The organism is Psychromonas sp. Urea-02u-13 (assembly GCF_002835995.1).
GTDB lineage: Bacteria > Pseudomonadota > Gammaproteobacteria > Enterobacterales > Psychromonadaceae > Psychromonas.
The window spans coordinates 29,421-50,223 of record NZ_PJBZ01000056.1 but is presented as its reverse complement, the minus strand read 5'-3'; the positions used below and the strand labels follow the sequence as shown (position 1 = coordinate 50,223).

Below are 20,803 nucleotides of genomic sequence, written 5' to 3'. Positions count from 1 at the left end.
TCAATTTTAATGTGTTGTAAAAGGGGATAAAGATGAACTACCAAGCTGCCATTTTTGATATGGATGGTCTGTTATTAGATACTGAGCGTGTTTGTCAGCAAGCATTTCGTGATGCCTGTGATTTTTTATCGCTGCCTTTTATGGAAGATGTTTATCTCGGTATTATTGGCTGTAATGCACAAGGTATCGAGAAAATACTCACTGCAGGTTACGGTCATTTAATTGCTTATGAACCCTTACGTAAAGAGTGGATGAGTCGCTACAACCCTATTGTACAAACACAAGCGATCCCGGTTAAACAAGGTGTGCTTGAACTGCTCACTTGGCTTAAAGATAATCATATTCCCATTGCGCTTGCGACGTCGACACACCGTGAACTAGCGATCAACAAACTGACATTAGCTGGCTTATATGATTTTTTTGAACATTTAAGTACGGGCTGCGAAGTCAAACACGGTAAGCCTCATCCTGAAATATTTTTGTTAGCGGCAAAACGTCTAAATGTAGAGCCTGAGTTATGTTTAGCTTTTGAAGATTCAAATAATGGGGTGCGCTCAGCGGTTGCTGCTAATATGCAGGTCTTTCAAATTCCCGATCTTGTCTCTCCTTGTGAGGAAGTGACCGCGCTAGGGCATATTATTAAAGACTCCATGCAAGAAGTGCAACAATACATTATTAAACATGGCTCTCAATCTCAGAACAAAGCTTTTTAAAGTCTAACCAAATCTGTTTATCAACGGCAAGCTTCACTAATAAATTATCGATAATAGTGTCATCTAAGGCTTTCTTTTTGACTAACAGATAAATTTCACTGAGTAAGTTGCCTTTATATAAAAGTGTCGCAAGAGGGTCTGAGTGAATATGGTGGTGTGCTTGTAAGGCATCACAATATATTTTAGGTAACGCCCATTCCTGAGCAATAAAAAATGAGATATCAGCAGACATCTCAGACATCAATTCTTTAAAAGCCCGCGTGCCTGGCGCACCCTCGGTTAAGCCCGAGCTAAGTGCATCACACAAACAGTTAAAGATGATGATTTTTCCAATATCATGAATCAAGCCTAAAAAGTAAGCGTCAAATTCATCCTGTTGTTCACTGCGCGCTAATGCCTTGCATAAAAAAGCACACTGCATGGAATGTATCCAGATTTGTTTACCAAACATCCGATAATAAATAGGTGCTACTGGGCGAATTTTCTCTAATAAAATGGTGCTTGAGATACTTGCGATACCCGCTACACCAATTAATGAAACGGCTTTTTGTAAGGAGGTTATTTCACCATCGCCTTTAAAATAAAGTGCCGTATTGGCAATTCTTAATACCTCAATGGCCAGTGAAGGATCTTTTTCAATCACTTCTGCAATATCACTGAATTCCGCATTGTCATCTTTTAATGTATTAATTAACTGCAAAAGTATTGTTGGTAGCGGGGGGATTTGAGTGCTTAATTTTTCTGGATGATTAAGAATATTACGCACGCTGTCTAACGCCACCTGCTCGGTCGCGTTCATGTCGGTGGTTAATTGTTCAGGCCCAAACATGGCATCGTAAAAAGCGGTAGACAGTTTTTCTTGCACGGTAATTCCTTATATTAATTCCATAAAGTGTAATACAAATCATATTTTTGTTGTGTTTTTTTTGTGGTCATTAAAAAACAAATGTAAAGTAGATGTATTTTATAATGTTTGTTCTAAGTTATGGCGATGATAATTAAAGTATATTGATGATTTGTCGATAAGCAGTATTCAAGCGTTTATTCTAAGGGGTGTAGTGTGTTATCAAAAATGAGTTTAAGAGCCAAAATGGCAATGCCAGTGGCATTAGTTTCAGCGTTATTCGTGATTATTCTGTTTAACGTCTGGTTAGCGTTTAATGCACAAGAAGAATCTGACCGATTATTAACTCTAGAGGTGACACCTGTCTTAGAGGAGTTAGATGAAGGTTACCGAGATTTGTACCAGATCATCGCAGCAGCTAAAGCACTGGTTTTAGCAGAGGAAGTTGATCACTATAAAGCAGAGTTTAAAGATGATTCTCTTAAAGTGGCACAACGTATTAATTCACCTCAAAGATTAATTGATTCAGGGTTTATCAGTACTCAAAATCAAGCAGAAATACGAAAATTACAAAACAATTTTGACCGTTGGTTCATACTCTATAAGGGGCTATTTTCACTTAATAGCAATTATGAATCGTATTACTCAATGCATAAAATAGAGATGAAATCTCTCTTTGTTGATATGCGAGTTTCTTTGAAAAATATTCGTTCAGCAATTGAAGTCTCAGAGGAAAAATTAGAAAAAGAAAAGCTTAACAGTATGGAACGCAGTAAATTGGTTATGGAGCTAGGTGGGCTTATTGCTATTTTATTGTCTGCATTCTTAACTTGGTACCTTTCTGGTGTGATTGCCGCACCTATCAAGCGTTTAAACCGTGCAATGAAGGATATTTCATCGGGTGATGGTGATTTAACGGCGCGCGTTGATGTCGAAACACAAGATGAAATCGGACAACTAGCCGGTTCGTTTAATCAATTTGTAGAAAAAATTCATCAGACCATTGGTGAAGTGATTGAAGCCTCAAAAGAGGTGCGCCATGAGATGACCAATATTAGTAATGTGACTAAATCAATTTCTACAGGGGCAAGTAAACAGCAACAGGAAAGTGATGCGGTTGCAACGGCTGTGCATGAAATGAGCGCAACCAGTGATACGGTTAGTCAACATGCTAATGATGCAGCCACTGCCTCACAAAGTGCCAGTGATGAAGCGAGCAACGCAAAACTGGTTTTAGGTGATACGGTTACTTCTATTCAGTCACTCTCTACTGAGATTGCCCAAGCGGGTGAGGTGATTAATACCTTAGAGCACGATGTTAAAGACATTAGCTCTATTCTCGATGTTATCCGCGGCATTGCGGACCAAACTAATTTACTGGCATTAAACGCGGCCATTGAAGCAGCACGTGCCGGCGAACAAGGTCGAGGTTTTGCCGTCGTGGCAGATGAAGTGCGTTCACTGGCAAGTAAGACGCAGGACAGTACCGGTGAAATTCAAAACATGATTGAAAAATTGCAGAATGGTGCACAGCAAGCCGTGAAAGTCATGACCTCTTCACAAACAAACAGTGAAGAAACGGTTCAACAAGCGGATATCGCAGGTAATTCATTGGATGCCATTGTTGGCTCGATTGATGTCATCAATGATATGAATATTCAAATCGCAACCGCGGCCACACAACAAAGCCAAGTGAGCGAAGATGTGAATGTAAATGTGCAACATATTGCAGAAAATAGTCATGATATTGTGGGTGTTGTTGCCGATGCGGAACATGCCTGCTCAGCACTTGATGCACAGTGTACTAAGTTAGATAGTTTGGTCGCACAATTTAAAGTGTAAATACGTTTTGTGAGTCTATTTAAAAGGAGGCTATTGCCTCCTTTTTTGTTTTTTATAAGTGATAAATTGTTGAAAGTATGTGCCGTATCTCCTTTCTCAAATTAAGTTAAGTGCCTTTATAAACTACACTTATTTCATATTCAGGTGCACTGTGCACCTTTTCTTTGTGTATCACTAAGAGAGATAATATGGAAATAAAAAAGAGTGCGCTTACAACAGAAATAACAGAAAGCGACATTGAAATCAGTGCTGAACAAGCGGTTGTAAAAAAGAAAAGCAAAGCTAAAGAAAATCATAAAAAGATTGAAAAAAAGCAACCTGTTAACCTACCTGACGATGATAATGTCGTGCCTATCTCTGAGCACATCTATTTTATTGAAGATGATACACAGCGTATTTTAGAAAATTTAGCGGAGCTTAAAAAGCAGATTTACCCGTTACACGATAACTTTACCGCTGAAGATCAAGCACAAGCGCAATTCCCCTCTGTTTGTCTGGTGGGTTTAGGTCGTTGTGGTTCGAATATTTCATTGGACCTCGCTAATCTTGTTTACAACGCACGTAATTATTACCTTAATGACTTCCAAAAATCTGATGTTAGTAAAAAGTACAAGCCTTCCGCTACCAGTCGATGGATTAAGAAAAGCTTAGGTATTCAAGAGCCCTATGACAAACGAGCCGCTTTTTTAATCGAGCCTTTTGTCATATTGGGCGATTTAGACCAAGACATTGATGGTCGTGTTCGTTATTCCTATATGGATGGAAAAAATAGCCTGTTAGACGGTTATTCAAAAATGAAGATAATGGACTTATCGGAAGTGCATGCTGGTGGTTCGGGTAATGCACCTGTCTTGGGCCAATATTTAGCAAAAATTATTCTTAATAAAGGCGCAGAACGATTTTTAAATAAAGACTGGAAATCAATTCACTCTTATATGATTGATTCCTGTGGCATTAAAGCGAATCAATCACGTTTATTCTTTTATATCTTTAGTGCGGGTGGTGGTACAGGTTCAGGTATGGCATCTGAGTTTGGCTTAGCGCAACAATATGCTTATATGAGCAAAACGTTACATATTGAAAAGAAAGCTAAAAAAGAAAATCATGATAATGATAATGATAATGATGGTCACTCTTTTGTTTTCGAACCTATTTTTAGTAGTGGTATCTGTATTCTGCCAAATATTTCTTGTCAGTCGGTGGAGATTTCCGAGGCGTTGCATATCAATGCTGGGCGATTATTGTGTAAATATTTATCGGAAGAGTGGGACTTTTCATATAATTTAGATCGTGATGAAGACGATAACAAACGCACGATTGTGGATAGATTACGCCCTTGGAATTCGATGATGTTAATTTCCAATGACATTATGCGTTATGCAGAAGAGAAAGATGGTGGCAGCATGCAAAATGTTGATGTGAACACCATGGAGAAATACGCAAACCAATATATCTCACAGCAAATATTTAATATTTTAACCGCACAAGCGGTGACTAAAGATTACGATCAAGACTACTTCCGCAGTGCCGGGGTTGATATCAGTGAAACGATTCGCTTAGATGCAAACGATCTGTTTATGAGCCTTGCTGGTCCCGTGACGATCGCTTATGCAGAATCAACGGTGAAGAAAACCGCCCCTATTATTGATGGTAGCCAAGCTGGGCCAAGTGAACTGGTCGAGTTAGATATTGACGATTTATTCTTCCGCTCAATTGATTTACCGCACTTCAATAAAGATACGCGTGCGATTGAAGGGGTGAGCCTATTACCGATGGAAGCGGAGGCGTATCGCGAACATTTAGCGGATTGTCGCAACAATAATTTTGATACCAGTAAGTTAAAAGATATTTTGTTTTTTAATAAATGTTCTTCGGTTGTATCGATTATCTCATTACCTAAAGACTACAAGCTCTCTTATATGGATCTTAATCGTCTTAAAACACACCTTAATAGCCTATTTCCCAATACGACGTTGAAGCGTTACGCGTTAGTCATCGGGGCATCAGAAAATATTTCATTAACCACGCTGGTGGCTAAAAGCCCTTGTTTAAGTGATGATTTCTTAACGCTGATTGTCTCTTATGTGAAACGTTGTTTTGCAACGGGTGATTATTGTTACGATGATAAGTTTGATGAAATATTCTTGAATATGATTAAAGATGATCACTTTGATGAGGATGAGTTGGATACGATGATCTCAGAGTTTGAGAATCCAGCTAAAATACTCGATACCAATTGGCATGCCATCAAACCTATGTACGAGAAAAAGTATCGTGAAATATTAGGTGATGAAGATGATAAGTTTGTCTCTATTAATGATATCAGGTTAAATTCTGACAACGTCAAACGTGCCATTAAATACCTGCGTGAAATCTATCGTTACCGTGTCAGTAAAACTAAGCTTATTTCTTTAAATCAAAGTAAAAAGCCAAGTTTGAATAAACTCTAATTGATTTTTTAATGGACTGATACTCCGCCCTACGATGACATCATTTACTCGTAGGGCGGGCTTTACTGCTGTAAATAACGCTTCTACAAACCAATACTATCTAATATCTCTATAAAGACAGACTCGCGTTGTTTAGTGCTTAAATTCGGATATAAGCGGCACAATCTAATCGCTTGCGTGAACTTTGCTTTACCTAGCACGCTCAATACACGTGTAAACAGTTGCTCATCTAAGAAAAACGTTTTAACAGCATGTGTAACGGCATCTTCTAAGCTAGTGTAATTAACACCATCAAACTCAAAATTTTCATGCTCGTTTTCTTCAATCACATGATCGTTATTAATAACGATACTCCAGCCCTGGTAGTTAATACGTGCTTGCATCATTTTAAACATCGGCCAAGCACTGCGTTTAAAACCTTCGAAGGCACTGCCTTCAAATTCAGACTCTAATAACTCTTGTTCAGTCCAATTAGAGCCAATACTGAGTACCTTCTGATGCTTCTTCACTAGTCCCTGTTTAATGGCGTCCCGATAAGCGTAGATAGAGGTGAACGCACTACGCTGAATAATGTTTGCACATTCTTTACAGCTAGGCAGACAGATCGGTTCATGTGTCACAATGTTAGCTTCATAAGTTTTTTTAGGGAAGTCGACATTTTGATCATCGGGCTCACCGCAAAACCAGCAGGTATTACGGTAATTAAAAGGGACTTCGATTAACGGGTGATTAGCGATATTAAAAACTCCATTTAACAGGTACAACAATGAGTGCTACTGCTTTGCTTTAGCTAATGGGCAGTAATTGTGGCGTATTATCCCAGTTATCTTGTCACTGTTCAAACCTGCTGTGAACTGATCTTAATAGGGGTATTTAGTTATTTTTAACAAACTCTTGAATAATACTAATTATCATTTGCATTTGGGTTTGTGTCTTGTTATTATCGTTTTCGTTGATTTGGGGCCTTGCACAGCACCACTTGAACTGCTTTGGTTAGCTAGGAACCTGCCTAAATCCTTCGGGCAGGTTTTTACCAAAACTCCTCTTTAATACAACTTATTTAATATTTCCTTTTCTTCCCTGTATAAATTTATTACTCTACTTTTTTGATTTTTTAAAGAGTGACAGCATGATTGCATTTATCGGTAATATTATTTGGTTATTGTTTGGCGGTATTTTTATGGGGTATACCCGTTATCATTCAAAGTGCAAAATTCAGCAAGCTGTGAGGTGAGCAGATTCTAGGCAGGAAGTTGAAGGTCTAACTGGTTCAATCGATACTTTCTAACAACGAAGATGCTGACCTCACAGCTTGTCCTACGGATCGCCAGCTCGAAAACTAATTCTGCGTTACAGTATTCGCTAAGGGCTAGCCATTGTCATCATACTGTGCCTTGCCTTAGTGTCCGAGCTGACGACTGAATAAAGCACATTGATTGGTAACGGGTATGAGGTGGTTAATCGGTATTTTTGCTTTTATGACGATTATTGGTATTCCCTGGGCAAAGGCGTGTTTTATCATTGGAAATTTTTCTTTTCTGCCTTTTGGTAAAGAACCGATTGATAGAAAATACCTGACGGGAAATGAAGATATTGGCACTGGCGATTGGACACTAATTGGTAATGTGATTTGGTGTGTATTAGCTGGTTTTTGGCTGGCGTTAGGTCATTTGGCTTCTGCGGTTGCCTGCACGATGACAATTATTGGCATCCCTTTTGCGATACAGCATTTAAAACTGGCGATGATCTCTTTTGCGCCTATCGGACAAACGATTGTTTCTAAAGAGATCGCAGAAAGCGCAAGAGTTGTGAATAGAGCGCGTCTTTAAGCTGCCGCTTGCACTTGATTACGACCATTCGTTTTTGCTTTGTATAATGCATTATCTGCACGTTCTAAAAATGAGGTTGTGCTCTCACCTTTATGTAGTTGAGCCACACCAAAGCTAGCGGCGATCATAATCTCGTCGATAAGCACGGTTGTTGCGATAAGGTCACACAATTTTTGAGCAAGCGTAATGGCTTTGTCTTGCTGAGTCTCCATACATAACAAGATAAACTCTTCGCCTCCCCTGCGTGCAAGTTTGTCTTGCTGACGTATATTTTCATTAATAATACGCCCAAACTGTATTAATAATTGGTCACCCACAGCGTGGCCATGTTTGTCATTCACGTTTTTGAAAAAATCGATATCCAAGAAAATAAGGCTAAAAGGCAGGTTATGATCCTGTGCCTTCTCCTCTCCTCTCAGCAGATATTCACTTAAACCCACACGATTTCTTAGTCCGGTTAATGCATCACGTTTAGCTAGTTGTTCGAGTTGTGCTTTTTCCAGTTTTAATGCGACCAGAACATCATTAAGTTTTAATTGTTGTCCTTTGGAATAACTTAAACGCTGGCGGAAAGACTTTAATTGTAATAATAACGCAATCACGGCACTGAAAAACCACATCGCAATCACGGTAAAAAGAATGTTTTCTTTACTGACAAGGTTATAACGGAAGGTGATCTCTTTAACGATAATAGTGATGGGGCCTTCATCAACGACACCGCCCGATGCAATGGTTAAAAGAGGGCTGTTACTTATTTCTACACCACGTAATTCAAGGGGGATATCACGTGCCTGCAACCACCAAGAGACGACATTAAAATCTTTGATTGGAATAAATTTTCCGGTCGGGTATTGGTTAGGGGAGTATTGAACTTCATTAATTTTTAGTGAGTTTCCATCTGAATTCAAGTTGGTATATTCAGGGTTGTAATTACGAATATAAAAACGAATCTGCTCAGAGTTATCACCTTCAGTGGCGATATTAAGAAACACTTCGGTATAGGCTGAAAGGTCGACACCTTGGGCATAATCAAAAGAGCCTTGATCGGCGCGTTCTGCTAAATGAATTTTTAATTCACAATAGGGCCATTGGTATTCCAAGCTAATATTACATTTTAGCTTAATGCCTTGATCGCTATAACTAATATCGGCGGTTGTTTGTCCACCCTGTGAAAGGTCGGTATTAAGTCCTATTTGTTGTTGTCGGGAGAGGTCAACACTATAAGTTTTATAGATGCCTTTTTCATAAGCCAATAAAGCTAATAAAGTAGCGCTGATAAGTAACAACAGAGAGATGGTTCTCAAACTGAAATTCATGGTCGACCTTTTAACAAACTTAGTAATCAAAAGATTAGGGTAAGACTGTCAGTTAGTAAATTCAATGATTTCGTTTAAGAACTATGAGTTAGGTAGATTTTATGTTTTTTAAACGAGTGCCTGCATGTTAATTTGACATTAATGCCCAGACACTCATTAGCTAGCTATTCTACGGTCACACTTTTTGCAAGGTTACGAGGTTGATCAACATCCGTGCCTTTGATTAAAGCAACGTGATAACTAAGCAGTTGTAATGGGATTGTGTAGATAATGGGCGCAATCACAGGATCACAAGGTGGTACTTCTATTACCTTCATGGTTTCATCACTTTCAAAACCTGAGTTTTTATCAGCAAAAACAATCATCAAGCCACCACGCGCACGGACTTCTTCAACATTCGATTTTAGCTTCTCTAATAAACTATTATCGGGAGCGACAACAATCACTGGCATATCGGCATCAACCAATGCTAACGGGCCATGCTTCAATTCACCGGCCGCGTACGCTTCTGCGTGTATGTAAGATATCTCTTTAAGTTTAAGTGCACCTTCCATAGCAATGGGGTATTGCTCGCCTCGCCCTAAAAATAGGCTGTGATGTTTATCAGCAAAGTCTTCAGCAAGATGCTGAATATTTTTTTCCATGGTAAGGGCTTGCTCTATTTTTGCCGGTAAACTTTGTAACGCCTCGGTGATCTGTTGTTCTTGCAACTCAGTTAAATGATGCTGGCGTCCAAGTGTTGTTACTAACATTAATAGCGCGGTTAATTGCACGGTAAACGCTTTACTTGAAGCAACGCCAATTTCAGTGCCGGCTTTCATCATATAAGCAATATCAGACTCTCGTACTAATGATGATTCAGAAGCATTACAGATAGTGAGTGTCGCTTGATAACCCTGTTCTTTGGCGATTCTTAAGGCTGCTAAGGTATCCGCTGTTTCACCCGATTGGGAAAGTGTTACAAATAAGCTGTTTTTTAGAGTGACCGATTTTCGGTAGCGAAATTCAGAGGCTATTTCAACGTTACAACTAATACCCGCTAATGACTCAAACCAATAACGCGCCACCATAGCTGCGTTATAACTGGTACCACAGGCAATAATTTGTACATGCTGAATACCTTGTAATTGCGCTTGCTCAAAACAATCCACAGCGACTTTTCCTGGCTGTAAACGTCCAGCTAGTGTGCGTTGTAGTGCTTGAGGTTGCTCAAAAATCTCTTTCAGCATGAAGTGTTTATATTGGCCTTTATCTGTATTCTCAGTAGTGGCTTGTGACTCAATAATGTCACGTTCAACGGTTTGACCTTGAGCGTCATAGATAGCCACGGATAAACGACTTATTTGGGCAATGTCTCCCTCTTCTAAAAAGGAGAAACGACGGGTAACGGGTAACAGAGCATTCGCATCGGAAGCAACAAAATGCTCACCGAGGCCATAACCTATGACTAATGGACTGCCTGAACGCGCCACTATCATTTCATCAGGATTATTTTTATCAATGACCACCGCGCCATAAGCGCCTTCTAGTTGTTGTACTGTTTTTTGCACCGCAGATAACAGTGTATTGTCGTTTTGTAGATGCTGGTGGACCAAATGAGCGATCACTTCACTATCGGTTTGAGAGTGAAAAAGGTAACCATCGGATATTAACTGTTGGCGTAATAGTTGGTGATTTTCAATAATGCCATTATGCACAATCGCTATGCGTTGATCGCTAAGATGTGGGTGTGCGTTTGTTTCTGTTGCTCCACCGTGTGTTGCCCAGCGTGTATGCGCGATGCCTGTACCACCTGCAAGTGGGTTCTCATTAATAGCTTGAGCCAGGCTGTTTACTTTACCGATACGACGCACCGTTTGTAAGGTGTGATCATTGGCGATAACGGCTAAACCCGCTGAATCATAACCTCTATATTCAAGGCGTTTTAATCCCTCTATTAAAATACCAGCAACATCTCTTTGCGCAACCGCACCAACAATCCCACACATAATTTAGCTCCAATTCTTTATTTGTTGCATAAACACAGGTAAACCCGCACTTAAATCCATTAAAAACGCATAGTAGAGTATTTGAACTAATAAAACACGCAAAATAAAGTATTTGATGCGTTTTTTTACTTGTTTCATAAAAACACGCGCTGAGAAGTGAGGCACAAAATCAAAGGGAATAGGTTAAAGTAGGTCGCTAATGAACATATAACTGTTTAAAATAACAGTGACATACTGTGGAGAAAATCATGCTCATTGCTCAACTTAGCCAACTTTTAATTTTACTGTGGAAGCTCTCTTCGGTTTTTGTGATTCCATTAATCATGGTGGGTTATGTGATGGTGATGAATAGCTACGATGAAAGTTTTACATTTGAAGACTTAGACCAAGGAAAAAACTTTCACAAGTGGTTGGTTTTAGCTATTTATTTAGTTTATTTACTTTTATGGAACCGCAGTAATAAAGGTGTTGTTTCCTACCTTAAAAAATTAGAGTATTAATGAATTTCACCCCTATTGAAATCGCAATTTTAGCGATATTTGTCTTTATTTCTCTTCTATTTATTGCACTTTATCTACGCACAAGAAGTACGCTTCAGACGACTTTACTGCTCAATGAACAGGCGCAATATTTCCATCAAGAGTCGCTAGAAAATAAAATTGTTGATTTGGAAGCCTGTCAATTATTGACTGAAAGTTTACAGTTACAAAATAATAAATTAACCGCACGGTTACGAGAATCTGAGGTTCGTTTACAGGCGGGCGAACAGCGATTACGCGATCAACAAGCCAGTGAAGAGAAGTTAAGTTCACAATTTGAGTTGCTGTCTCAACGTATTTTTAACGATAAATCCGCACAATTTAAAACCCTTAATCAAGAAAGCCTCAATCAATTATTAGCGCCTTTTAAAGTGCAGCTGGAAGGTTTCAAGCAGCAAGTCAGTGATTGTTATATTAACGAGGGTAAAGAGCGTTATAACTTACAAGAAGAGATAAAAAAACTTTCGACGATCAACCAATTAATGCAACAGGAAACCAGTAACCTGACGAATGCTTTAAAGGGCGATAATAAGCAAATGGGTAACTGGGGCGAAGTGGTATTACAGCGAATTTTAGAGAATTCTGGTTTACGTGAAGGCCATGAATACGAGACACAAGCGCACTATAAAAATGAATCTGGACAGCGTTTTTTACCCGATGTGGTGGTGCATTTACCGCAAAATAAAAATATCATTATCGACTCGAAAGTGTCTTTAGTCGCTTATGAACGCTTTTTTAATAGTGAAGATATCAGTGAACAAAAAGAAGCATTAAAAGCGCATACTCTTTCTGTACGCCAGCATATCAAAGGGCTAGCCAAAAAAGATTACCAAAATTTGATTGGTGCAAATAGTCTGGATTATGTACTGTTATTTGTTGCCGTTGAGCCAGCTTTCATTGCAGCTATTGAAAATGACCCCGAATTAGTGAAATTAGCGTTAGATAACAACATCTTACTCGCAAGCCCAACCAACCTGATGATTGCACTGCGTACGATTGAAAACCTATGGCGTTATGATTCACAGGAAAAAAATGGCCGTTTAATCGCCAATCAAGCAGGTAAGCTATATGACAAATTACGTTTGTTTAGCCACAATATGCTTGAGGTCGGCGCGCAATTAGGTAAAGCACAAGATAGTTATGACCATGCACTGAAGCAATTTAGTGAGGGCCGTGGCAATATAATTGCACAGGCAGAATCGCTCAAATCAATGGGGGTGACTGTCAATAAACCCCTGCCCGAAACACTCGTTTCGTTATCGCAGAGGGATGAATCACAAGAGAGGTAATATGATTCGAATTTATAAACCAGGTGAACTTTCCAGCGGATGGACAGGTGTACGAGTCTCGGTCAGTGTTAATGGTAAATCGAAACAGATCTATTTCTCATATGCAAAATATACTGATTCTACTGCGTTACGACGCGCTCAAGAAAAAGAGCGTCAGCTGCTAAAATTACAATTAAAATATGCACGTAACGACATTAAATCGAAACGCTCTAATACCGGATTTAAAGGACTGGCGTTTACCCATGAAGTAAAAAAAATAGCCAGTGGGAAGCGTTATAGTTATCCCGTACTTACTTTTCAGCATACTAACGATGGCCAGTTAACCTCAAAGAAATGGCGGATTAATAAAGAGTTAATCCTGTCGAAAGAGGTATGGCAAGAGGTCTGTTTAGTGGTTAAAAACACTCGCACGCTGAATGCAAAAACCTATGAATATATGCTCAGCCATCAACCTGAACCGACATCATTTTTTACGTTAGAGTCTGATTAACGTCGCCAGAAATGGCGTGTAAACATAACCACTACGGTTAATATTTCTAGACGTCCCATCAACATACATAATGACAATATCCATTTTGAGGCATCAGGAAAATGTGCAAAATTTCCTGATGGTCCTATCTCTGCAACTAATCCCGGCCCAACATTCGATACCGCTGTAATAGCTGCCGTTAACGCGGTCATTGCCGATGCGCCGAGCAATGTTAGCAATAAGGCCGCAATAATAATCGTGGCCAGATAAGCCAGTACAAAGGCGATTAACGAACGTAAAATATCGTCGCCCACTAAGCGGTTATTGTATTTTTGCGGGAAAATACCATGCGGGTGCATCAACAGCATGAGTTGTCGTTTGAGCAAGCTAAAGGCAATTTGGAAACGAAATATTTTGATGCCACCGGTTGTTGAACCAGAGCAAGCCCCAACAAACAACAGTGCAAAAAACATCATCACACTAAAATCACCCCAAGTAAGAAAGTCATCTAAACCAAACCCGGTTGTAGTGATCACTGAGACAACATTAAACATGCTTAAACGCAGCGCATCTAACCAATTGAATTGTCCGCTTAATGTTAAGTAGAGGGTTAAACTCGCGGTACAAGCGATGATCAGTTTTATAAAACCTTGGATTTGTGCATCTTTTAATAGAGGTAATAAACTACGACGATTAACCGCGCGAATAAATAACAGGAAGGGTAAACCGCCTAAGAACATAAATAAAATCGCGTTCCAATGTGCCCCTTTTGAGAAATGTCCCATCGAGCCATCTGACGTTGAATAACCGCCTGTAGAGATGGTGGTCATCGCATGATTGACCGCGTCAAAAGTACTCATGCCTGCCAAGCGATAACCGGCAAAACAACAAAGGCTTAAAAACAGGTAAACCATTAAAATATCAATGGCGACACGACGTGTTTTTGATTCCGCTTTATCTGACCAATCTGAAGATTCTGTTTGGAAAAGGCGCATACCACCGACGTTTAAAAAGGGTAAAATAGCCACCCCCATCACGATAAAACCAACACCGCCTAACCATTGTAAGATGGATCGCCACAGTAAAATGCTTGGGTGCATGGTATCTAAATTATGCAATACCGTACTGCCGGTGGTGGTAATGCCCGACATGGTTTCAAAAAAAGCATCGCTATAACTAATATGCTCTATCAATACAAAAGGCAGGGCCGCAAATAAACTGGCAAGCACCCAAACACCGGTGGTGAGGAGAAACATCTCTCGCACACCGAGCCGAGATCGCTGTTTTTCACCCCCTAAATAGATAAAAATAAAGGACGCTATATGGGTGATCACGATGGCGGTAAGAAACTCTACGCCTCCTAAGCTATCTTCATAAAAAGCCAGTGTCATAGGGAAATACATAAACACGGCCATTTTTGATAACACTAAGCCGGTTATAAAAAACAGTGGGCGGTAAATCATTTACAGTAACCGAATCAGAGGAAGAACGGACTAGGTTGGAATAGTTTTTCAATATCACTGATATATTTTTTGTTTACCAGAAATAGAATGACATGGTCATCACTTTCTACCACGGTTTTATCGTGAGCGATTAACACTTCACTGTTACGCACAATCGCGCCGATACTCGTACCACGTGGTAATTTAAGTTGGCACAGTTGTTTACCAACTACTTTTGAAGTCATGCTATCACCACGCGCGACGATCTCAATCGCCTCTGCAACACCTTCACGAAGCGAATATACGTGCTTTAAATCAGCCTTACGTACGTGCGTTAATAGCGCTGAAATAGTGGCTTGCTGCGGAGAAATTGCAATGTCTAAAATATTACCCTGTACCAAATCAACATAAGCGCTGCGTTGTATCAACACCATTGCTTTACGTGCGCCCATGCGTTTTGCGAGCATCGCAGACATGATATTGGCTTCATCGTCATTGGTCACTGTGATAAACAGGTCGATTTGATCGATATGTTCTTCGATTAATAATTCTTGGTCAGAAGAATCGCCACAAAAAACGATGGTATTAGAAAGGGTTTCCGAGAGATATTCTGCGCGTTTTAAATTCTTCTCAATGAGCTTTACTGAATTTTCTTTTTCGAGGCGTTTAGCTAAGCTCTCCCCGATAAAACCACCACCAACAATCATAATACGTTTGTATGGATGCTCTAATTTTTGCATCTCACTCATAATTGCTTTGATATGTTGGCTTGCAGTGATAAAAAACACTTCATCATCCGCTTCAATAATCGTTGTACCTTGCGGTCTAATGGCTTTGCCACGTCGAAAAATAGCCGCTACACGTGCCTCAATATTAGGCATATGTTCTTTTAGTGTAGAGATTGCATTACCCACTAAAGAGCCACCGTAATAAGCTTTGATTGCCACAAGGCCTACTTTCCCTTCTGCAAAATGAGCGACTTGTAGCGCACCAGGGTGCTCAATAAGCTGGAATATGTAATCACTTACTAACTTCTCAGGGGCTATTATGTGGTCAATTGGAAAGGCGTCACTGTTAAATAGTTTGTCTTCGTACATGATCATACTTTGCGAACGAATACGTGCTATTTTTTTAGGCACATTAAACAGCGTAAAGGCAATTTGGCAGGCAACAATATTGATTTCATCGGAATTGGTCACTGCAATCAACATATCTGCATCTTCAGCGCCGGCTTCTCCGAGTGTTCTCGGGCTAGAAGCGTTACCTTGCACGACACGTAAATCGAATCTATCTTGCAGGTTTTGAAGTTGTTCATGGGAAGAATCAACAACGGTGATATCGTTATTTTCACCTACTAGGTTTTCAGCCAGTGATGCGCCTACTTGTCCCGCGCCTAAAATAATAATTTTCATTGTTGATCCTGTTTGTGTAAAAACACTAACCTGTATTTAAACGTGAACTTTTAGATGCTATTGGAGCGCTGTTTTCACGTCGTGCTATTGTAATACCAATTCCATTAAGTAAGAGATCTAAATTTTGCGCAGGAAAAACGGCTTAATTCAAGGCGTAATTTGACGTAAATGGTTATTCCCTTTACGAAAATTACAACGTAGAAGTAAGTTGTTTTAACTAGCCAAATAGATCAGCTATTTATTGTGATTGGTATCAATACAAGGCGTTAAAATTGCGCTCGCATTTACAATTTATCTATTAAGCGTTCTTTTGCAATTTCGCGTAATAAAATCCATCCATCGCATCTTCGTTAGGTAATAACTGACGTCCTTGAGACGCGCTATTATATTGTGCTGATAACGGAATTAATGTTGCATCGCTTCTGCTTTCTAAAAAGCCTTTGATTTGTAATTCATTTTCATCAGGCAAAACAGAGCAGGTTGCATATAACAAAATACCGCCGGGTTTTAATTTATCCCAAAGCGCGTTTAAAATGCTTTTTTGTAAAGCCACAAGATCAGCAATGTCACTATCGCGTCGTAACCAACGGATATCGGGATGACGACGGATAACACCCGTCGCGCTACAAGGCGCATCACATAAAATGCGATCAAATAGATCCCCATTCCACCATTCACCTGGTTTCGAGGCATCACCATGAATGACTGTTGCTTGTAATTGTAAGCGGTCTAAATTTTCTTGTACGCGCACTAAACGTTTTTCATCAGCATCTACTGCAACCATCTGTGTTATTAGCGGTTGTAGTTCTAATGTATGCACTGTTTTACCACCAGGGGCTGAACAGGCATCTAAAATTAGGTCGTTTTCTTGCGCGCCTAAATAGTGTGCCGCTAATTGTGCCGCGCCATCTTGCACGGAAACCCAACCTTCAGTAAAACCAGGTAACTTATAAACGTCAGTGGCTTTTTCTAGGCGTAGTGCGTTGCTATTTTCATCATCAATCGCGTCAAAGCTGTTTAGCTCTGCGTTATCTAATAATGTTTTATATTCTGCACGTGTATGGTGAATGTTATTCACGCGTAACCACATCGGCGCTTGCTGATTATTTTCAGTCATAATCGATGCGGCTTTTTCTTCTCCGTAAGCGCTTTGTAAACGCTTAACTAACCAACCTGGATGACAGTATTTAAGTGTATCTTGTTGGTCTGCTTTTTCGGTTAATGCTTCTTGCTCACGTAAAAAACTACGCAATACACCGTTAACCATGCCTTTAAGGCCAGGTGCTTTAAGTGCTTTTGTTCCATCAACCGTTTCGCCAACCGCTGCATGGCTTGGAATGCGAGTATAAAGAAGCTGATAAAAACCCACTAAAATCAAAAAGTGCATCGCACGTTGTTTGCCTTTAAGCGGTTTTTGCATCAATGAGCGACAGAAAAAATCAAGTCGCGGTAATGTGCGTAATACGCCATAACAAAGCACTTGTAATAAGGCTTTGTCTTTTGGGTTTAAGTCTTTTTGTGCTGCCGGTAAGGCTTGTGAAAGTGACTGCCCTTGTTCTACCACTTGATTTAATACTTTTGCTGCTTGTGCACGAACATTCATTCTGTTTCACCTTGTGTAGCAAGCAGGGTGCCTACTGCAAATAACTCACGACGAGAATTTAATATGTCTGCAACCGGCATCATTTTTTTACCTGAAAGTTGAATCAACTGTAGGTTTAAAATGCCTTTGCCTGTTGCGACTTGAATACCGGTTTTGTCTGCACTAATAATAGTGCCGGGTGTTTGCGTCGTCTCTTCTTCAATAACACTGACGTTATGTACTTTAATCGGTTTTCCTGCCAATTCGAAGTAACTCATCGGCCAAGGATTAAATGCACGCACGCAACGTTCAATGAAAACGGCATCAGCAGACCAATCGATCAATGCTTCTGCTTTGCTGAGCTTTTTTGCGTAGTTAGCAAGGCTTTCATCTTGTACTTCTGCGCTTAGTTCACCGTTTATTAATTGTGTAATAGTATCGACTAATACTTGTGGTGCTTGTTCTGCTAGCTTGGCATAAAGTGAGCTACTGGTTTCGTCATCATTAATAGGGTAGGCCACTTTACTTAGCATATCACCGGTATCTAAACCTGCGTTCATTTGCATAATAGTAACGCCAGTTTCTTTATCACCCGCCCAAATGGCACGCTGAATCGGTGCTGCGCCACGCCAGCGAGGTAAAAGAGAACCATGAACATTGAGGCAACCTAAACGGGGTGTTTCTAAAACCACTGTTGGCAGAATTAGTCCGTAAGCGACAACAATCATAATATCGGCATTGAGTGCCGCTAGTTGTGCAAGTGCTTCATCGGATTTAAAGTTTTCTGGTTGATAAACGGGTAAGTCATGCTCAACAGCTAATTCTTTGACTGCGCTCGCGGTGAGTTTTTTACCACGGCCTGCAGGTCGATCTGGTTGCGTATAAACAGCAACAACATTAAATTCCGACGTAATCAATGCGCTTAAATGCTTTGCTGCAAAGTCAGGTGTGCCTGCAAAAACAATGTTTAATTTTTCCACTAAGATATCTTACCTGTTTAGAGTTATGAAAATTTTGCTGTGACATTGCACTTTTTACCGGTCTTAAGATCGGTATTTTATAGCAATCGAAATAAATATCTGAGCTGTTTTTACTGGGTAAAATCAGATCACATATTTAGTCCAAGCGTTATTAGATGCAAAGTGTTAAACGCTCGATGTTCTCATCGAGCGTTTAAAGACTATGAAAACTTTTGGTTTTGACGCTGTAGTTTTTCAAGTTTTGTTTTGATACGTTTTTGTTTAAACGGTGAAAGGTAATCAATAAATAGCTTACCTTTCAGGTGATCTAATTCATGTTGGATACAAACTGCTAATAAGCCATCAGCATTTAAAACTTGTAAGTTTCCATCAATATCAAGATATTGCACAGTTACAAACTCACTACGTTTAACATCTGCATTAGTATCAGGAACAGAAAGACAACCTTCTTGAGACTCTTCTTCCCCAGATTGATCTATAATTTCAGGGTTAATAAGAATCATTGCTTGATCGCGCTGTTCAGAAACATCGATGACAGCGATACGCAAGTGAACGTTTACTTGTGTTGCCGCTAGACCAACGCCATCTTCGTCATACATGGTTTCAATCATGTTAGTTGCGATAGTTTTGATCTCTGGTGTGATCTGCTCAACAGCTTTAGCAACCGTTCTAAGACGTTGATCGGGAAAATGTAATACTTCGAGTAAAGCCATGATATTATCTTGCTCTATAGTTAATGTTAAAGAACACTAATTCTAACCCCATGCTGCTTAAAGATGCAACCAAGCATCGTACAGTTATATGGGATATTCATTTCCTAATAGAAAAATAGTTTTTACTCACCAAACAGGGATTGTTATGAAATTTAAACGAATTACCTCACTCTTATTAGGCGCAGCGATTTCTTTTGCAGCTTTTGCAGACACGTTGACACTAAGAGAAGATCACCCAGAGACCTATACGGTTATTAAGGGCGATACCCTGTGGGATATTTCTGCTCACTTTTTAAATACTCCTTGGTTGTGGCCTCGTTTATGGGAAGCCAATAATCAAGTCGCAAATCCTCATCTTATTTATCCTGGTGATGTATTAACACTTATCTGGATTAATGGTGAGCCACAGTTAACACGTAAAAAATTGAAAAAATTATCACCTTCTCCACGTTTAGAAGAAAAAGGTGAGCCAATTCCAACGATTCCGTTAGCCGCTATTTCAGCCTTTTTATCGAAAGATCATGTTATTGAGCCTTCTTTAATTGTCGATGCACCCCGTTTATTAGGTGATGCTATTGGTAGCCCTCGTTTCTTTGCTGGTGATATATTTTATGGTCAGGGCCAATTCGACACAACTAAGCTTTATGGAATCTATCGTTTAGGTGATAATTTCCGTGAACCTGGAACGGATGAATTTTTAGGTAAAGAGTTAACTTTTATTGGTCATTCTGAAGTGTCTAAAAGCCCTAATGTCACAACAACAGAAAAAGTGACACCATTCGACTTTTTGAAAAGTGCACGTGAAGCGCGCCAAGGTGATTTGATTTTACCGATTCCTGAGTATGAAACGTTACCTGCTTATTTCTTACCTCAGCCAGTATCGTCTGAAGTGAAAGGCCATATACTGGCAGCACTAAATAATGCCGTTGCTATTGGTAAATGGGATACCGTTGTTATTAATAAAGGCCAACGTGATAAAGTTCAAATCGGTTCAATGTTTTCTATCTTACGCTCAGGCCCTGGTGTAATCATGAATAACAATAAAATTGAATATAAAGAAGATGCAAGTCGCTTTGATCAAATGGGCAAAGCTGATTTAGTCATTCCAGCTGAGCGTATTGGTGAGTTGATGGTATTTAAAGTCTATGAAAAAGTAAGTATTGCACTTGTTATGCGTAGTACTGACGCAATGGGAGCTAAATACGATATTGAAGGGCTTGAATTCTAGTAACACTTAGGTTGTTATTATTTAGCTTTTAGAAAAGAAAGTGCACGTTAATAAAGTAAAGCGGGCACTTTCTTTTTCAATTAAGCTTAAAAATCTTCGCCTAAGTTTTTACTTTCTATTTATTAATAGGTTGTAACGCTTTCTATCATGGCTAAGGTAGGTAACTA

The 20,803-nt window shown here is 39.6% G+C and carries 18 protein-coding genes; 8 read left to right on the top strand and 10 right to left on the bottom strand.

The genetic code is table 11. The features are described 5' to 3' along the window. The first annotated feature begins 32 nt into the window (after nt 1-32). Nucleotides 33-713 carry an HAD family hydrolase gene (locus CXF74_RS09810; protein ID WP_101082268.1) on the top strand — a complete coding sequence of 227 codons (681 nt, stop codon included), beginning with the start codon at nt 33-35 and terminating at the stop codon, nt 711-713. Here CXF74_RS09810 and CXF74_RS09805 read toward each other — a convergent pair. Further along, nucleotides 676-1,578 carry an HDOD domain-containing protein gene (locus CXF74_RS09805; RefSeq protein WP_101082267.1) on the bottom strand — a complete coding sequence of 301 codons (903 nt, stop codon included), beginning with the start codon at nt 1,576-1,578 and terminating at the stop codon, nt 676-678. The two genes, CXF74_RS09810 and CXF74_RS09805, sit on opposite strands and share 38 nt — an antisense overlap. A 195-nt stretch (nt 1,579-1,773) precedes the next feature. Here CXF74_RS09805 and CXF74_RS09800 point away from each other — a divergent pair, with 195 nt between their 5' ends. Both CXF74_RS09800 and CXF74_RS09795 read left to right on the top strand, forming a co-directional pair. Further along, a complete protein-coding gene (locus CXF74_RS09800; protein WP_232772488.1) occupies nt 1,774-3,399 on the top strand; it encodes a methyl-accepting chemotaxis protein in 1,626 nt (541 codons plus the stop codon). A 188-nt stretch (nt 3,400-3,587) separates the two neighbouring features. Further along, nucleotides 3,588-5,849: a hypothetical protein gene (locus tag CXF74_RS09795; protein ID WP_101082266.1), complete on the top strand. Its 2,262-nt coding sequence runs from the start codon at nt 3,588-3,590 to the stop codon at nt 5,847-5,849. Nucleotides 5,850-5,932: 83 nt separating this feature from the next. On the opposite strand, the gene CXF74_RS09790 is transcribed toward CXF74_RS09795, so the two are convergent. Continuing rightward, nucleotides 5,933-6,616, bottom strand: a complete 684-nt coding sequence (locus CXF74_RS09790) for a hypothetical protein (protein WP_232772487.1) — start codon at nt 6,614-6,616, stop codon at nt 5,933-5,935. Nucleotides 6,617-7,297: 681 nt separating this feature from the next. Here CXF74_RS09790 and CXF74_RS09785 point away from each other — a divergent pair. Then, nucleotides 7,298-7,678 carry a YccF domain-containing protein gene (locus CXF74_RS09785; protein WP_101082265.1) on the top strand — a complete coding sequence of 127 codons (381 nt, stop codon included), beginning with the start codon at nt 7,298-7,300 and terminating at the stop codon, nt 7,676-7,678. Here CXF74_RS09785 and CXF74_RS09780 read toward each other — a convergent pair. The 3 genes from CXF74_RS09780 to CXF74_RS22840 form a co-directional block, all read right to left on the bottom strand. Next, nucleotides 7,675-8,994, bottom strand: coding sequence for a GGDEF domain-containing protein (locus tag CXF74_RS09780; RefSeq protein WP_101082264.1), 1,320 nt, complete (start codon nt 8,992-8,994; stop codon nt 7,675-7,677). The two genes, CXF74_RS09785 and CXF74_RS09780, sit on opposite strands and share 4 nt — an antisense overlap. 164 nt (nt 8,995-9,158) lie before the next feature. After that, the gene (glmS, locus tag CXF74_RS09775; protein WP_101082263.1) at nt 9,159-10,982 is read right to left on the bottom strand and encodes a glutamine--fructose-6-phosphate transaminase (isomerizing); all 1,824 of its coding nucleotides are present in this window, start codon (nt 10,980-10,982) and stop codon (nt 9,159-9,161) included. 3 nt (nt 10,983-10,985) lie between these two features. After that, entirely contained in the window at nt 10,986-11,120 is a 135-nt protein-coding gene (locus CXF74_RS22840) for a hypothetical protein (RefSeq protein ID WP_269800764.1), read from the bottom strand. A 110-nt stretch (nt 11,121-11,230) separates the two neighbouring features. Here CXF74_RS22840 and CXF74_RS09770 point away from each other — a divergent pair, with 110 nt between their 5' ends. The 3 genes from CXF74_RS09770 to CXF74_RS09760 are packed head-to-tail and all read left to right on the top strand — an operon-like array spanning nt 11,231 to nt 13,300. Continuing rightward, on the top strand, nt 11,231-11,482 hold the full coding sequence (locus tag CXF74_RS09770; RefSeq protein WP_101082262.1) for a hypothetical protein: 252 nt from the start codon (nt 11,231-11,233) through the stop codon (nt 11,480-11,482). After that, nucleotides 11,482-12,810, top strand: a complete 1,329-nt coding sequence (gene rmuC / locus CXF74_RS09765) for a DNA recombination protein RmuC (protein WP_101082261.1) — start codon at nt 11,482-11,484, stop codon at nt 12,808-12,810. The genes CXF74_RS09770 and rmuC overlap by 1 nt, the downstream gene beginning before the upstream one ends. Before the next feature lies 1 nt (nt 12,811). Further along, nucleotides 12,812-13,300 (top strand): hypothetical protein, encoded by a 489-nt coding sequence (locus CXF74_RS09760; RefSeq protein ID WP_101082260.1) that lies wholly within the window; start codon nt 12,812-12,814, stop codon nt 13,298-13,300. Here the strand turns inward: CXF74_RS09760 and CXF74_RS09755 are convergent. The 5 genes from CXF74_RS09755 to def all read right to left on the bottom strand — a co-directional run bounded on the left by CXF74_RS09755 (nt 13,297) and on the right by def (nt 19,408). Continuing rightward, nucleotides 13,297-14,742 carry a TrkH family potassium uptake protein gene (locus tag CXF74_RS09755; protein WP_101082259.1) on the bottom strand — a complete coding sequence of 482 codons (1,446 nt, stop codon included), beginning with the start codon at nt 14,740-14,742 and terminating at the stop codon, nt 13,297-13,299. The genes CXF74_RS09760 and CXF74_RS09755 overlap by 4 nt on opposite strands. Before the next feature lie 14 nt (nt 14,743-14,756). Then, on the bottom strand, nt 14,757-16,133 hold the full coding sequence (gene trkA, locus CXF74_RS09750; RefSeq protein WP_101082258.1) for a Trk system potassium transporter TrkA: 1,377 nt from the start codon (nt 16,131-16,133) through the stop codon (nt 14,757-14,759). Between the two features lie 298 nt (nt 16,134-16,431). After that, a complete protein-coding gene (gene rsmB, locus CXF74_RS09745; RefSeq protein ID WP_101082257.1) occupies nt 16,432-17,736 on the bottom strand; it encodes a 16S rRNA (cytosine(967)-C(5))-methyltransferase RsmB in 1,305 nt (434 codons plus the stop codon). Next, nucleotides 17,733-18,695 (bottom strand): methionyl-tRNA formyltransferase, encoded by a 963-nt coding sequence (gene fmt / locus CXF74_RS09740; RefSeq protein WP_101082256.1) that lies wholly within the window; start codon nt 18,693-18,695, stop codon nt 17,733-17,735. Before fmt ends, rsmB begins: the two co-directional genes overlap by 4 nt. 200 nt (nt 18,696-18,895) lie before the next feature. Continuing rightward, nucleotides 18,896-19,408, bottom strand: a complete 513-nt coding sequence (gene def, locus CXF74_RS09735; protein ID WP_101082255.1) for a peptide deformylase — start codon at nt 19,406-19,408, stop codon at nt 18,896-18,898. Nucleotides 19,409-19,553: 145 nt separating this feature from the next. On the opposite strand from def, the gene CXF74_RS09730 reads away from it, so the two are divergent. After that, complete coding sequence (locus CXF74_RS09730) at nt 19,554-20,636, top strand: LysM peptidoglycan-binding domain-containing protein (protein ID WP_101082254.1); 1,083 nt, start codon at nt 19,554-19,556, stop codon at nt 20,634-20,636. Nucleotides 20,637-20,803: the final 167 nt, after the last annotated feature.

What these genes read in the sequence shown, in the direction of transcription:
- CXF74_RS09810 (WP_101082268.1), top strand. Translation starts at nt 33, where the DNA reads ATGAACTACCAAGCTGCCATTTTTGATATGGATGGTCTGTTATTAGAT.
- CXF74_RS09795 (WP_101082266.1), top strand. Translation starts at nt 3,588, where the DNA reads ATGGAAATAAAAAAGAGTGCGCTTACAACAGAAATAACAGAAAGCGAC.
- CXF74_RS09785 (WP_101082265.1), top strand. Translation starts at nt 7,298, where the DNA reads ATGAGGTGGTTAATCGGTATTTTTGCTTTTATGACGATTATTGGTATT.
- CXF74_RS09780 (WP_101082264.1), bottom strand. Translation starts at nt 8,994, where the DNA reads ATGAATTTCAGTTTGAGAACCATCTCTCTGTTGTTACTTATCAGCGCT.
- glmS (WP_101082263.1), bottom strand. Translation starts at nt 10,982, where the DNA reads ATGTGTGGGATTGTTGGTGCGGTTGCGCAAAGAGATGTTGCTGGTATT.
- CXF74_RS22840 (WP_269800764.1), bottom strand. Translation starts at nt 11,120, where the DNA reads ATGAAACAAGTAAAAAAACGCATCAAATACTTTATTTTGCGTGTTTTA.
- CXF74_RS09770 (WP_101082262.1), top strand. Translation starts at nt 11,231, where the DNA reads ATGCTCATTGCTCAACTTAGCCAACTTTTAATTTTACTGTGGAAGCTC.
- rmuC (WP_101082261.1), top strand. Translation starts at nt 11,482, where the DNA reads ATGAATTTCACCCCTATTGAAATCGCAATTTTAGCGATATTTGTCTTT.
- CXF74_RS09760 (WP_101082260.1), top strand. Translation starts at nt 12,812, where the DNA reads ATGATTCGAATTTATAAACCAGGTGAACTTTCCAGCGGATGGACAGGT.
- CXF74_RS09755 (WP_101082259.1), bottom strand. Translation starts at nt 14,742, where the DNA reads ATGATTTACCGCCCACTGTTTTTTATAACCGGCTTAGTGTTATCAAAA.
- trkA (WP_101082258.1), bottom strand. Translation starts at nt 16,133, where the DNA reads ATGAAAATTATTATTTTAGGCGCGGGACAAGTAGGCGCATCACTGGCT.
- rsmB (WP_101082257.1), bottom strand. Translation starts at nt 17,736, where the DNA reads ATGAATGTTCGTGCACAAGCAGCAAAAGTATTAAATCAAGTGGTAGAA.
- def (WP_101082255.1), bottom strand. Translation starts at nt 19,408, where the DNA reads ATGGCTTTACTCGAAGTATTACATTTTCCCGATCAACGTCTTAGAACG.
- CXF74_RS09730 (WP_101082254.1), top strand. Translation starts at nt 19,554, where the DNA reads ATGAAATTTAAACGAATTACCTCACTCTTATTAGGCGCAGCGATTTCT.